Raw genomic sequence first — 15418 nt, forward strand, 5'->3', positions numbered from 1 at the left:
TCTTATTAAATAGTTAAAATTTTCAAATTATCTGACAAGTTTTCAATATCTGTTGATAATGCAGTAATATCATCACGAATTTGTTGATACCAAATTGTCTCATCCCAGATCTCGAATTTATTCGATTGACCAACAAGCATTGTATTTCTTTCCAATTTTGCATAAGCCCGTAGTGTAGATGGCAATAAAATTCGCCCCGAATTATCCATCATGCATTCAGTTGCATAACCCAATAACAATCGTTTAATTCTACGTTCAGCTTCAACTATTGTTGATAATGTAGCAAGTTGCTGTTCGATCATTTGCCATTCAGACATTGAATAAAGCGTCAAACAAGGGTGGTATAAGCCAATGGTGCAAACCATGCTTTTAGATAAAGATTCACGGTAGCGAGTAGGAATAGCTAACCGCCCTTTATTATCCAAATTGATTGAAATTGCACCACTAAACATAAAGGCACCATTATTTATAAATTTCTTGTTAATTTTTATTTAATATAAATCATCAAGTTAATTAAATAATCTATTTTTACCACTAACCCCCACTTTTTACCACAAATTCTCACAAAATAATAGGCCGTTGGTTAATTATTTATAAATGATTGGTTTTCTTCCTCAAAATGAACAAATCCAACGATAAACCACGTTTTTTGCTTTTCCTTTCGTTTCTGGATTGGCAAATGAGGAAATTTTTCATTTATATAATGATTATCACTCCCTCCTATTTTATTGGCGCAAAATTAGAGTGATTTTTGTAAAAAATATTCAGGAATCTATACCGTTTCAGTATAAAATCATTTTAAATTTAAGGGATTAATAAATCATTATTCATAAAGCATCAAATGGCTTAAATCCCTTATTCAGCCAAAGCATTAAACGGTTATCACTGACTGATTTAACTAATATAAACAATTAATATTAAACACCATTTATTTAACAATTTAAAAAAAAAGATTAAATTTTACACTAAAGCGGTGTATACTTTTTAGCTAAACCGTCTGTTTTTTGCGCTCAGTAAAATTAAATAATAACTAAAATAAAAATAAACGGAATAAATTATGAGGAATAATAGGAGAGCAAAACATGTCGAATGAACTTAATCGCCTTTTGGGGCAACTTGGTGGCGAGTTTAGCCATTTAATAGACGGCTTAGGGGGGGTTAGCCATAACCGCTATACCTTAACCGTTGACGGGCTGACCGCACCAATTTCAGTTTTGCATGTTGACGGTGATGAGCAGTTAAATCAACCTTGGCGTTATGTGGTTACCTTTACCTGTCCTGATAAAACCTTATCGCCCGATGCGTTCCTTAACCAAAAATCGACTTTCTTCTTTAATCCTGTTATTAACAAGCCATTAACTTCCGCTATTCGTTCACTAAGCGACTTGCCCGCCGTGACGAATAAACGCACCTTGCATGGGGTCATCACTGAATTTAGCCAGCTCTCAGTCAATAAAGATGAAGCCCATTACCAAGTCGTGTTATCTTCCCGATTAGCTCGCTTAGCGATAGGGAAAAATAGTGCCCTATTTCAAAATCAAAGTGTGGTCAGTGTGGTTGAAGAAGTGCTACGCAGCCACGGCTTTACCGGCATTGATTACCGGTTAGCGCTCAAGGACAGCTATCCTGAACGGGAGTTTATCACCCAGTGGCAAGAAAGTGACCTGGAATTTATTCAACGCTTATTGGCCGATGTCGGTATCTGGTTCCGCTTTGAAACCCATGCCGAACATGATTGTGATGTGATGGTGTTAAGTGATTATGAACAAGGCTATGCGCAAGTGGCCAATATCGACTATAAACTGCCGAGTGGCATGGCCGATACGGGTGTGGAAAGTGTTTGGGATATCACCTTACATAGCGAAGTGGTACCGGCCTCAGTGACCGTTCAAGACTATAACTACCGTGATGCCCTAGCCGACTTACAGAGCGAAATAAACACCCAACCCAAAGTCCTCACCACCTATGGCAAGGATTACCGTTATGCCGAGCACTATAAAGGCTTAAATAGCAACGGACAAGATAACTCGCAAACGAGTAACACAAATAACAATGGCGTTGGTAACCATGGTAATCCTAATGGTAGTAACCAGTATAACGATAATCAAAACGATAATCAGATTGAAAGTGGTCAGTGGTATGCACGTATTCGCCATGAGCAGGCGATTAGCCAGCAAATTATCATTAAAGGTAAGAGTAATCACTATAACCTTGCTCCCGGTCAATGGATTAATATCAACGGCAGTCCGCTGACGAATATTAATGACGGTATCCTCATTTTAAGTGTGCAAGGACAAGGTAACCGTACTGATGCCTATGCACTCACCTTTACCGCCATTCCCTATCAAGCCTTAAAACCTTATCGCCCAGCGCCTATACGTTGGCCACAAGTTAGTGGCACCTTACCCGCACGAGTGACTAGCCCTGATAATGACACCTATGGCTATATTGACACTCACGGGCGCTACCGAGTTAAATTCAACTTTGACTTAAAAGCGTGGAAAAAGGGCAATGAAAGCCTATGGGTACGCTTAGCAAAACCTTATTCGGGTAACACCTATGGTTTTCACTTCCCATTAATTGACGGCACGGAAGTGGCGATTGCCTTTATGAATGGCAATCCAGATAGGCCGTATATTGCCCATGCCATGCACGACAGCGCCCACCCTGACCATGTGACTACGGTAAACAAACACCGCAATGTGATTCGCACCCCCGCCAACAACAAACTGCGCATGGATGATAAACGCGGGCAAGAGCATATCAAACTCGCCACCGAATACGGCAAAAGCCAACTTAACCTTGGTCACCTTGTTAACGAAAAAAAAGCACAACGTGGTGAAGGGTTTGAACTTAGAACCGATGAATGGGGGGCGATTGCTGCCAACAAAGGCTTATACTTAACCACCCAAACCGAGCCGAAAGCCCAAGGCAAACAACTGGATATGCAAGCGGCAATAAGCCAACTTGAAAATGCCTTATCGATTGCCAAAGCGCTACAAAATGCCGCTACCCAGTCCGACGCACACAGTGCCGATACCGACAGTCAAGACCAACTTAAAGCCAACTTAAGCGAGCTAACCCAAAGTGGCCTACTGGCCTATGCGCAAGAAGGCATTGCCTTAACCAGCCCAGAAAACATCCAATTGACAACAAACAACAGCTTAACCCTAACCAGTGAAAACCAAACCGATATCGCCGCATTAAAAAACATCACCGTATCATCTGGCGAAGCAATAGGGCTATTTGCCCATAAATCAGGCATGAAACTGTTTGCCAACCAAGGCGATATTGCAGTGCAAGCCCAAAATGCCAACCTCAATATGGCGGCTAAGCAAGATATAAAAATAGACAGTGTTGATGGTGAAACACAGATAACAGCTACTAAAGCGCTGACCCTAATCTGTGGTGGCTCTTATATCAAAATCAGCAGTGCCGGCATTGAACTGGGCACGCAAGATAATGTGTATCTTAAATGTAATGTGATGCAAAAGATGGGGCCGGCACGTATAGATGATAATAAACTTAAATTCTCAAAAAGTGATGTTGATGTCGCGCTTAGGCGATTAATAGAGAGTGGCCATGTTAATTTTTCAGGTTAAGGAACTAAAAAATGACATTATCAGCAGTAAAAAAATGGAAATATCCCGTTATTGTAAATGGAAAAGAAAAATTAAGTGCCAATACTTATTACGAAGCATTAATGTCGGCATCAACGGGGTTTTATCCTGTCAGTGTAAACAAGCTTATGCACTGTGGCGTTCATTTTGATTTAAATGCTCTTAAAAAGTTGGGGAATGAAAAAGAGCGTAGAGTGCATTGTATTGCTGATGGTGAGATTATCGCTTATCGGGTTAATGACCGTTATCAAAAAATAGATAAAGGCGATGAAGTTGTTTTTTTCTCAACGGGTTTTGTTCTGGTTAGGCACTTACTTGAAATGGAGCATGTAGAAGAAACGCCAGTATCAGAAAGCGATACAACCGAAAATAACACCAATACAGAAGGGACAGCGGCGGATACTAATCAGGCGCAATCACCAAGTAATAGTACCGATACAACAACGCCTACACCCCCTACAACCCCTCAGACAAATACAGAGACAGCGACCGACACATCCTCTTCATCTGAAGCGGCAACAACGTCAGAGACAACACCCAACACGACAGAGCCAGCAAAAGAAAAACAGCCGGGACACCGTCTTTATTTTTATAGTTTGTATATGCATTTAGCTGATACAAACTATTACGATAAAAATCCTAACGAGCCAACTCCCGCATTTTGGGAGCAGGATATTTATCGTGTTCGCGTAGGGCATAAGGACTTAGATTACGTAGCTGGGTTAAATATTCGAGAAAAACCCGATAATTCAAATAATAAAAATATACGCGCCGTGTTACAAAAAGGCACAAAAGTCAATTTAAATCTAGATTTGCATGATGAAAAATATGAATGGTATGCTGTTTCGAATTTTGTCGAAGGGTATTTTTCAATTCCTGAATTAAAACCTATAAAATACAAATGTGATAAAACAGGAACAGAAGTCGATATTTTAGGTTGGGTGTATACTGGCAAAGCAGTAACAACATCAGAATTTGAAATATTGAGTAGTGAAACGGATATAACATTGGCGAAAGAAAAAAAAGAATTTAACGCTAATTTAGTTAAATCTAAAGGTCTAAGAGTCTGGAATGACTTTAAGGATAAAAACGATAAAAAACTTTACTCAATGCTACCAGAGGGCACACAAGTTAAAATATCAGGAGAGAAAAAAACGAAAAATTATGTTGAGTTAACGGAAGTGGTTAGAGATGGAAACCCCACACTACCGTTACCGGCAGAAAAGAAAAAAGTTTGGTATGATTGCCTTGAAAATATAGTCAGAGGAAAAAAATACAACGAAGTAGTGGTATTAGAGAAACCCTTTCCGATTAAAGCGGGTGATTTAGTGGGACATATTGGTCATAACCAAAATAAAGGTATACTCAAAAGCAAATATTCTAATCTTGAAACCTTGCCATTAGGTGAAGGTTCAAACGATAAAGAATTTTGTCCTCATTTACATGTTGAATGTTTCACTTGTGAAGACTTGCCAAGCTATATCACGCAAACACAAGCAGAAGCGAGTAAAATCCCAGAGGGAGATAAAGCCTTTTTGGGTATAGCTAAACAGGTCAAACTACTGGAAAAAGAAGCTGCATCGGATACGACAGTGGGTAAACCGTATGCAAAGACCAAAATCAATGTAATGAGTCAAGATGTGAAGGTGGCTTGGTTACAGATTGAAATTTATTCATCAGAAACAGAAAAAAAGACATTATGGATAAAAAATGAAGCAGCTATTGCCAAAGTAGCCAAACCGAATGGGGAGTTATCTTTAGCCGAAAACACGGCTGCTTGGACTAAGCATCCTTTACAAGCGAGTAATATACTCAGTAGCACACTAATTGTGGGCACAGCATTACAGGTCGAGATGAATGATGCAAAGTTATCACTAAGCGACAATCGAGCAATAGACGCACAAGGTAACTTGTGGTTAAAAGTCGATGTACTTGATGATAAAAACCGAAAAAGAAGTGGTTGGGTGTTAGTGAATGGTGAAGGTGCTAAGCGGGTCAGTTGTTGGGATTGGTTTGATTTTATGCAGATAAAAGAAACGGCCACATTAAAAGAACTCTACCTTGACGCAGACAAATCGTTAAAACGTAATAAAGACAACCATTCATTATCGCAATATAAACCAACAATAAAAGAAACATTATCTATTCTTGATAAGCAATACCATGTTGAAACAAAAATATATACCAGTATAAAAGAAGCGAGTTTTAAAGGTGTTGCAGATAAACCGATGCTATTTACGGCATTAAGTCGCTTATTAATCAATTACGAAAGCGAATGGTATAGTGAAATTGATGCTGAAGGCAAAATGCCGAAATGGGAAGCGTTAAACAGCGAGCTGACGGAAAATGCTAAAAATATATTAGCGTATTTACAAACGGGTGACGAAGCAAAATTAGATGCATATTTAAGCCGTGTAGGTAAAGCAAAGGACTCCCCTGAAGCGAAAGGGTTTGAAACACTAAGACGAGAAATAAGCCGTTTTCCTGCAGATTATAAAGAATCACCCTCGAAAAAGCTGACTAAAGAACAGTTTGAATCTTATGCCAAAATGGAAGCATTAGAAAAACAAGTAACAGCTTGGGAAAAGACCAAAGAGAAGATAAAAAAGATGTTATGGTGGGATGATGTGGCTAAAGGCTTATCGAAGTTAAACCAACAAAACGACACGCCCCCAAAAAATGGCGAGGCAACCAGTGCCACAACTGCTACAACCACCGCAACAGACACCACCCCACCTGCCACGCTTAGCGATGATGGCAAGGCGTGGTTTATTCATCCTGTTACTATTATGCAGCTAGCCGCTTATAAAGAAATCAAATTTAGCAAAAAAGGAATTGCATTTCTAAAAAAATGGGAAGGATTAAGATTGAAGCCGTATGATGATCAAACAGGTAAAACTATTACAAATTATACTAAAGGAGCTACTATTGGTATTGGGCATTTGATCAAATCTTCTGAAGAGTTTGAACTATATAAAAATGGTATAAATGAAGCTACAGCAGAAAAATTGCTTTCTAATGATTTAAATTTAAAAGGTTATATTAAGGTTGTTTCCGAAAATATAAAAATAACACTTCATCAATATGAATTTGATGCTTTAGTTGCTTTTTCTTTTAATATTGGCATTGGAGGATTTAAGAGTTCAACTGTAGTAAAAATGATAAATAATCCAAAAGGATCTTATACTTATAATTCATTAGAGGAAGCATGGTTATCTTGGAGTAACTCCCAAGGAAAATTTAATCAAGGCGTTAATAATCGAAGACGTTCGGAATATTATTTATTTAAAAATAATAAATATACTACATATAGTCATTTGGATGGAGAATATAAAGAAATATGAAAATAATTTTCATTATAATGCCATTACTATCTTTTGTTTGTTTAGCTAATGATTTTAATCATTCTTGTCTGTATACAACTAAATATAACTCTTTAAAATATAATATTAAAATATCCTATTGTTGCGAAGAGGGGGAATTAGACTGTAAAAATGTTTATTATGAAGGAACGAGAAAGAAGGATCAGCTATATATATTTTTAAAAGGGGAAACTATAAATCATTATTCATCTCATCGCTTATTAGGGTATCAATTTCAAAACAATGATTATTATTACATTATTCGAGATAATCAATTAAGTATATATAAAAATAACAAGTTATTACAGAATCAGGAGCTAGAAGAATTAGATGATTAATGTAAATTAAATAATTAAATATTATTCAATAATATGCAATTAGTAAAAATATCAATATTATTTTTTTATTTCCTAACGACACATTCATATGGAAGTATAGAATTTAATAAAATAAAACAATCAATTTATCATTGTTTTGATAATAGTTCTGATTGTCAACAAATTAAAGTACCCATGGAGTTGAATGATGAAATTGATGAATCAATCTTATCAATTGACAAATTTTTGGGTCAAAATTATTTATTGATGACATTAAAATATAATTCTACACCTAATAAGTGTTATTCGCTTTATGAAATAAAAAATCATATTATTCAAGCTAAAGGGAAACAAATTTTAAGCGATGGTTCTCAGTTATGTGATTATAAGAAAACCAATGATCAATTAATTAATCGTTTTCTTGATGGAGGAAAGTGGTATGAAAAACTTTATAAAGAAAAGGAGAAATATTATCAAATAATATTAGAAGATCAATGTATTGGTTGTGATATGGTGCAGCGTAAAATTTATAATAAAAATTTAAATTATTTATTGGTGACAAATGAGCATAATCTTCTTGATAGAAAACCAATAATTAAAAAGATAGCTATTAAACAGGCTTATTTATATGATGATGCTTTGGAAAACTCAAAAACTAAAATGTATTTAATTGAAGATGACAAGGTAGAGTTATTACAGTACCGAGACGATTTTTATCAAATTCGATATTTAACTAAAACCCAGAAGTTAATTGTTAAATGGGTTCATTCGTCGGCTTTACAAGTACATTAATTTGACTATGCAAGAATAATATCTGAACAAATCAAAAAATGTTATGGTGGGATGATGTTGCTAAAGGCTTAGCCAAGCTAAACCAACAAAATGACACCTCCCAAGAAAATGGCGAGACAACGGATACCACAACTCCCCCTGCAGATACCACCCCACCAGCCACGCTTAGCGATAATGGTAAGGCGTGGTTTATTCATCCTGTAACAATGCATATTTTTAATTTTGAAAGTTGTGTGTGTAATAAGCATATAACTGAAGATCAATTTAAATCAATAATGCCTAATGATATTTTGCGTAACGGATTATTTTATAAAATGAATAACGATTTGAAAAATACATCATTAAGTACGTTTCTTTTAAAATTGAATAAGTATTTTACTCAACACAATGTTACTAGCTGTCTTCAGAAAGCGCATTTTATATCGCAGATATTATGTGAAAGTGATTTTTTTAGAACAGCAGAAGAATATAAAAATAAGGATGGTTCAACGCCTTCTCATTGGAACAATTATAAAGGAGGCGCAAATTATCATGGTAGAGGACTTATTCAAATTACCCATAACTATAATTATGACTCTTTCGGTAAATATATTAATAACAACACACTTAAAGATAACCCGGATATAGTATGTTCTACTTTAGATTTTACAATAAAATCTGCATTTTGGTATTGGATAAATGGAAGTGCGTGGGGAAATATTAATAGCATTGCAGCAAATAATGACTTTCTTAAAGTTACCATGGCTGTAAATGGTGGATATAACCATGTTGTAGAAAGAAATAAGGCACTTATCACTTTATACGATAAGTTTAATATTAAGAACTGTCTTTTATATCACGATATTAAGTTTGATAACTATTCTTTTGATACAAGCGCAATGATTAATAGTAAATGGTATGAAAATAACAAAAATAAAGTAAAAGAAGTTGAAACAGCTTTAAAAGATTTCTATACAACATTACAAAGGGAAAATTAACATGAAAAAAAAAATTATTTTTATTATTTTGTTTTATTTGAATTTTCCTTTATATGCTCAAATATGTAGTGAAACAAAATCAAATGATCTTAAAGGGCAATTTATCAATGGCGATAAATTCAATGGTAAATATACATATTGCCGTTTCAGTAAACCTGAAGAAGGTATAATTTCGCAAATTGATTTGAACTTGGACATAGATGGAAATGTAAATAATTATATTTATATAGGAGGGATGAATCCTTCAATTGAGATTTCAGATTTGGGAATTATATCCATTTTTGATAAATTTGGTGGTATGCAAAGCCCTGCTAAAATAACTTATTTAACAAGTAAAAATAAGAAGTTAATTAAAATAGGAGAAATATACTTAGATTTTTCCCTTGGACAGGTTACTGATTATTCAATTGAAAATATTGATGATAATACTGATAAATTTATTGAAACTATTTTATCAAAAAAACAAGATTCTTTTATTAACAAAGCTACCCTTTCATATACAGATTATTTTATTTTGTTTTTAGCTAAGAATTTGTTAAAAACAAATATAGATACAGTTTGGCAAGATAAGTTTTATACTAAATTACTTTCAATGGGATATGAAGATATTATCACACTTTATAATCAAAATATATTTTATAAAGATTCAACTCTTTGTAAAAAGAGTCAGAATGAAAAAGATGCGTTCGGTTGTCGAATTGGTAATAATCAATTATCAATTTGCTACAATTATGTAACTCATAATTTACTGTATCGATTTGGAAATAAATCAAATATAAAATTAGAATTAATAAAAGAATTAACTAATCAAGATGGAAGTGCTCATATAATAACTTTTGTTAATAAAAATACTCAATACTTGATAAATACTCAACCAAAAAATGAGTCTATTCAAATAATCCAAAATGGAAAACGTTTAAATAACTATAAATGTGAAAAAAATTCTGTTGAACCAATGATGTTAAACAGTTTTAATTGACTATTTTAATTTCAAAATATAAATGCAGAGGATTGATGCAATTAACTTGAAAGAAAAATTATGCAAAATATTCTTCATTTTCAGTTATTGATGTTGTAATTAATTATTTCTGGATTTCTGATAAATTATCATATTCTGCTGATTCAGCAGGTTGGTATTGGCGATATTATTGATGGGAAAATGGGAGAAGCGACAGCTCTTATTATAAATTCTATTTCTGATAAAAATAAATTATTAACGCGTATTACTGACATAAGGAAAGCATATTATACTAAATTAGTCATTAAAGAGGACTAGTTTTATGCGCAATATATTATTTGTTTTGTTTGTTTTATTACATTTAGATTATGCCTGTGCTTTAAATATTGAACAAACTTGGGCTGAAGAAATCTATTTAGAAAAAAATGAAATATCTTATAGTGTTTTTTCTATACAATTAAAAATTGACAATAGTAATAGGGAAATTATGTTCTATTGTTAATTATGGTAATAAAATAGATTGCCCTATACCTTTTGCATCTAAGTTAATTAATAATCAAATTAAGGTTCATTTTGATAGTACTTTTGGCGGTAAAAATGGTATAGCTATTATTAGACTACAAGAAGATAATTTAATTTGGGAATTAATTACTGCTCCTAACGGAGAATATTATTTTGCAACGAAAGCAAAATTACTTCCTGAAAAAGAAAATTAATAAATAGTTATTTTTATCTTGCAATAGATGTGAGCAATTGTTTTTGGACAAGAGGAAAATTATTAATTAAAGGAAAATATTTTAAAAGTAGCACCAAACTAAATGGAGAGTGGTAATGTAAATACCCCATTTTTAGTACACACAGCATTACGGGTTGAGATGAATGATGCAAAGTTATCGCTAAGCGACAATCGAGCAATAGATGCCCAAGGTAACTTGTGGTTAAAAGTCGATGTGCTTGATGATAAAAACCGAAAAAGAAGTGGTTGGGTGTTAGTGAATGGTGAAGGTGCTAAGCGGGTCAGTTGTTGGAATTGGTTTGATTTTATGCAGATAAAAGAAACGTCCACATTAAAAGAACTCTACCTTGACGCAGACAAATCGTTAAAACGTAATAAAGACAACCATTCATTATCGCAATATAAACCAACAATAAAAGAAACATTATCTATTCTTGATAAGCAATACCATGTTGAAACAAAAATATATACCAGTATAAAAGAAGCGAGTTTTAAAGGTATTGCAGATAAACCGATGCTATTTACGGCATTAAGTCGCTTATTAATCAATTACGAAAGCGAATGGTATAGTAAAATTGATGCTGAAGGAAAAATGCCGAAATGGGAAGCATTAAACAGCGAGCTGACGGAAAATGCTAAAAATGTATTAACGTATTTAAAAGAAGCGGATGAAGCAAAATGTGATATCTATGTAAACACACTAGCAGCAGATGAACAGAAATCAGTCAAAAAAGGATTAGAAGAGCTAAGAAGAAGCATAGCACGTTTTCCAGCAGACTATATAGACAGCCCAACAGAAAAGCTCAGTAAAGGGCAATTGGACATCTATTTTTTGCTTAAACAGTTAGAAAAACAAGTGACAGCTTGGGAAAAGACCAAAGAGAAAATCAAGAAAATGTTATGGTGGGATGATGTTGCTAAAGGCTTAGCTAAGTTGAATCAACCCCAAGACACGCCTCCAGAAAATGGCGAGACAACCAATACCACAACCACCCCAACAGACTCAGCTCCACCAGCCACGCTGAATGCTGATGGGAAGGCGTGGTTTATTCATCCCGTGGCGATGGTAGGGTATTTCAACATCAAATCAATAGGCATAGTTACTTATCATATTTATCATGATGGAAACATTGAAAAACATATACCACAAGAAATACTCGAAGGTTATGAGCAAAAATATAAATATGTTTATCATGATAAGCGTAATAATATTCATCAATTAGGCATATATGATTATATTGAAATACAAAATAATTTCTATCCACACCAAAGATATGGTCTTACCAAATATATTCACCTTATTGATTTAAGAAATGTATCTCAAGATTACTCACAATATGGTTTAGTATACCGTTTTAATGTTGATAGTGACCAACAACGATATTTTATGAATGGTGATACCTTGGCAAGTTTTTTGGGAGCAATGTTAGAGGTGAATTTTACTGATATCAGTTGTAATGGTTTTAGTACTATTAAAGGCGGGTCAGGGAGTAGTAAATCTCATCGTAATGGATATCATGGTGATTTTAAATATTTAAAGAAAGATGGAATTTTAACAAAAGGAGCAGGGACTAGTCTTTTCATTGATGTCCATCCTGAATTATTAGATGTGGAACGTCAAAATAAATGGAATGATGCATTATATAAATTTGGTTGGACCAATATGCTTGGTTGGAGTTATACCTTAAACGGAGTTAAAAAATTTCCAAACCATATAACAAAGGACACAAATAACCACAATCATCATTTGCATGTGCAATTTTATGATATGAAAAAAGTGAAGGAAATCAAAAAGTGAAATATTTTACTTATCCTATTGTTATTTATTTAATAACATTTGGCTACCTTAACATGGCAATGGCTGATCATTTTAAAAATGATTTATGCCATTATCAAAAAATAGACTTACCTTATTCTTCTAGGGATTTAGAAAAATACTATTATTGGGATGATGAAATAGGTGCATTACACTTATTATCTAATGAAAAAATTCCTTTTCGGTTTCAGTTCAAAGAATACTCATATACCCCAAAACTACAAAGATTCACTTATAAAAATAGTTTTTATTTTCCGGCTGTTTACTTTAATTACAAAAATATCGTATATAAAGGAATAGTCTATATGTATTATGGTGATAATGATAATCCTGTATTTATTTTTCAATTAAATAGTTATGATGCTAAAGGGCATTTTATTGATGCTATTGTTTTAGATGCACGATTAAGCGCTGAAGGCGAAGCATTATGGTGGAGCGATTTTAAGATACAGGCAAATGGCAAAATTTTAGTAAATCAAATAGAACAAACCTTAATTGATAATGATCCTAAATTTAAAAATGGTGATATTCATTTTCTCAAAAAATCGGTATATCAAATGACTACTTCGGGTGAGTTTAAAAAAGTGAAAGAAAAAATTATCAATGCTATATAAAATTAATGAAAACCCGTTTTATAATCTGATTTATACAGATTGGTCAAAAGTTAAAGGCAAATTTTTATAATGAAAGTATCTTATTGTATTGGCTTGTTATTATTTATTAATACTCCGCTTTGTTATAGTCAGCTCTCTACTATTGATAAAAAATATACAGGGGCTTCATTTGTAAAAGAAGTTAATGTCGATGAGTTAATTAACAAATGTTATAGCCATGAAGATTTTTGGGAAAAGCTTAGCAATCAACAACGCGAAATTGATAGGAACCGTTGCCCTTTAAATACTACTGAGTTCGATTTTAATAGGCTGTATGATTTAATAGATAAAAGAACGGTCATATATCGTGATGGTGACCTAGAATTAGTTATGGATAGAAAAAAAAGCAAAATTCCTAGTAATAAGCCTAATTATTCACTTGAAGATATTGTTTATGAAGTGAATCTATCGCTTGTTTATAAGCAACAAATCAGAGATACCATTACGTTAGCAAGCTACGCTTATAATTCTCATCAAGCTTTTTATTTACATTCAAAATATTACTATATTGATTCTAATAACAGTGATGTATACACATTATCATTAAATGAATACAGTAGACATATAGAATCAGTAAAATATAAATATTATCAAATTGATAAAGAAAATTTGCAATTTAAGCTTAAAGAATTTTTATTTGATGATGGTTATAAATATCGTATTATTTATCCAGATCAATTTGAAGTGCCCGATAAATCTGAACCATCAAATTTTGAAACGGATAAACTTAGAACTTGTTATCAAGATGAATATAATACGACTTGCAATATAGAATCTTACAACTATTATCATGACCTTTTAGTTAAAAAATTAGCATTACTTCAAGCAAAAGAAAACGAGCCCAAAGATTCTATTGAGGTAATAGATAAGCAAATTAATAAAGCTTGTTTAATGATACCGCCACCAGTTTACCATAATGAAGCGACCACCTTTACCCATAAAATTACCCGTTGTTTAACAGAACAAATAAAACAACAAATAGAAAAAATAGATAACAAGCTAAATCAGGTAGAAAATTAACTGGAGAAATGAAGTTTATTTTAAAACTTATGCACTTTGTTTTGGGGCTTGCCTTGTACTGTAAATGTAAATATAAATACCCCAAACTTAGTACATAACTCACGTAGAAAATCATGCTGCTTGTTTTAGTGTTTTGTATTCAATCGGTGTCATGTTATTTAGTGCCTCATGCGGTCTTTCGGTGTTATAAATGGTTAGCTATTCTTCGGTTACCTTTCTTGCTTGTTCTAGATTATTAAATAGATATAAATCGAGTACCTCAGTGCGATAGTTACAGTCAATTTAAGAGATCCCAAAAAAAGAAAAACAGTAAAACAAGCTGAAAAGCCAATAAAAGAGTATTCAGGGGATTAATTGGTAAGGCCAAAGCACCACTGATCCAGTGCTTTGGAAGCAAAATTTATCGTAAAAATTCATTACCACTGCAAGTCGATAAACAAAACTGTAAAAAACTTAAGATGCAGCCCAAAAAGCAGTGACATTAACTTTATCTTGTTGCAAGATAGCACGAATCGGCATTTGATTAACATCATTACCTTTTTCAGCTTGTTCTAACACATGCATTTTGCTTTCTCCTACTAAATGCAAGTATATGTTTTTACTATTTAAAATAGTTGGCAGTGTTAATGTTATACGATCAAGTGGCGCGGTTAATGGTGTCATACCCACAACTTTTCGACCGGATTTCATATCTAAACCCCTTGCCAAATTAGCTGCACCAGGAAATAATGAAGCAGTGTGTCCATCTTCTCCCATGCCTAAAATTATTACATCAAATGGCATTGGAATTTTATCTAGCATCTTTTCAGTAATTTCTGCTCCATTAAATGGATTATCACAATTATTCTTCAAGCCAACAAAATTAGCCACTTTTGCATTGTTTTGTAATAAATGAGCTATTACAAGCTTTTCGTTACTGGCATCATCAGTATTATCCACCCATCTATCATCAACTAACGTAATAAAAACTCGGCTCCACTCCATATCTTGTTGGCTGAGTAAAGCAAAAAGTGGAATTGGTGTTTTACCCCCTGAAACAGCAATGGAAGCATGGCCTTTTTGTTCAATCGCCTGTTTTAACTTGTTGACTATATGTGAGGTTAAATCTTCAATCAATAACTGATTATTCTCATATTTATTTAACGTAAACATATTTTATTTTCCTTT

Annotated in this window: 11 protein-coding genes and 1 pseudogene; 9 read left to right on the forward strand and 3 right to left on the reverse strand. The window is 33.5% G+C overall.

Annotated features, from left to right (window positions below; translation table 11 throughout):
* Positions 1-5: 5 nt before the first annotated feature.
* Positions 6-452, reverse strand: a complete 447-nt coding sequence (mraZ, locus tag A9G47_RS03765; RefSeq protein ID WP_065642195.1) for a division/cell wall cluster transcriptional repressor MraZ — start codon at positions 450-452, stop codon at positions 6-8.
* Between the two features lie 630 nt (positions 453-1082).
* On the opposite strand from mraZ, the gene A9G47_RS03770 reads away from it, so the two are divergent.
* From A9G47_RS03770 to A9G47_RS03820, 9 genes are all read left to right on the forward strand, one after another.
* On the forward strand, positions 1083-3602 hold the full coding sequence (locus A9G47_RS03770; RefSeq protein ID WP_065642196.1) for a type VI secretion system Vgr family protein: 2520 nt from the start codon (positions 1083-1085) through the stop codon (positions 3600-3602).
* Positions 3603-3613: 11 nt separating this feature from the next.
* The gene (locus A9G47_RS03775; protein WP_065642197.1) at positions 3614-6964 is read left to right on the forward strand and encodes a lysozyme; all 3351 of its coding nucleotides are present in this window, start codon (positions 3614-3616) and stop codon (positions 6962-6964) included.
* Between the two features lie 389 nt (positions 6965-7353).
* Positions 7354-8091 carry a hypothetical protein gene (locus tag A9G47_RS03785; RefSeq protein ID WP_065566065.1) on the forward strand — a complete coding sequence of 246 codons (738 nt, stop codon included), beginning with the start codon at positions 7354-7356 and terminating at the stop codon, positions 8089-8091.
* 38 nt (positions 8092-8129) lie between these two features.
* Positions 8130-9068 (forward strand): glycoside hydrolase family 19 protein, encoded by a 939-nt coding sequence (locus tag A9G47_RS03790; protein ID WP_065642198.1) that lies wholly within the window; start codon positions 8130-8132, stop codon positions 9066-9068.
* Position 9069: 1 nt separating this feature from the next.
* Positions 9070-10047 (forward strand): hypothetical protein, encoded by a 978-nt coding sequence (locus A9G47_RS03795; RefSeq protein ID WP_065580431.1) that lies wholly within the window; start codon positions 9070-9072, stop codon positions 10045-10047.
* A 443-nt stretch (positions 10048-10490) separates the two neighbouring features.
* A complete protein-coding gene (locus A9G47_RS03805) occupies positions 10491-10742 on the forward strand; it encodes a hypothetical protein (RefSeq protein WP_065642200.1) in 252 nt (83 codons plus the stop codon).
* A 102-nt stretch (positions 10743-10844) separates the two neighbouring features.
* Entirely contained in the window at positions 10845-12560 is a 1716-nt protein-coding gene (locus A9G47_RS03810) for a hypothetical protein (protein WP_065642201.1), read from the forward strand.
* Positions 12557-13192: a hypothetical protein gene (locus A9G47_RS03815; protein ID WP_065642202.1), complete on the forward strand. Its 636-nt coding sequence runs from the start codon at positions 12557-12559 to the stop codon at positions 13190-13192. Before A9G47_RS03810 ends, A9G47_RS03815 begins: the two co-directional genes overlap by 4 nt.
* 69 nt (positions 13193-13261) lie before the next feature.
* On the forward strand, positions 13262-14251 hold the full coding sequence (locus A9G47_RS03820; RefSeq protein WP_065642203.1) for a hypothetical protein: 990 nt from the start codon (positions 13262-13264) through the stop codon (positions 14249-14251).
* A gap of 111 nt (positions 14252-14362) precedes the next feature.
* On the opposite strand, the pseudogene A9G47_RS14590 reads toward A9G47_RS03820, so the two are convergent.
* Together A9G47_RS14590 and pgl are read right to left on the reverse strand one after the other, a co-directional pair.
* Positions 14363-14521: pseudogene (locus tag A9G47_RS14590) on the reverse strand (integrase core domain-containing protein); the annotation flags it as partial.
* Positions 14522-14704: 183 nt separating this feature from the next.
* Positions 14705-15403: a 6-phosphogluconolactonase gene (gene pgl, locus A9G47_RS03825; protein ID WP_065642204.1), complete on the reverse strand. Its 699-nt coding sequence runs from the start codon at positions 15401-15403 to the stop codon at positions 14705-14707.
* Positions 15404-15418: the final 15 nt, after the last annotated feature.

It is taken from the genome of Gilliamella sp. WF3-4 (genome assembly GCF_001690275.1).
GTDB lineage: Bacteria > Pseudomonadota > Gammaproteobacteria > Enterobacterales > Orbaceae > Gilliamella > Gilliamella apicola_C.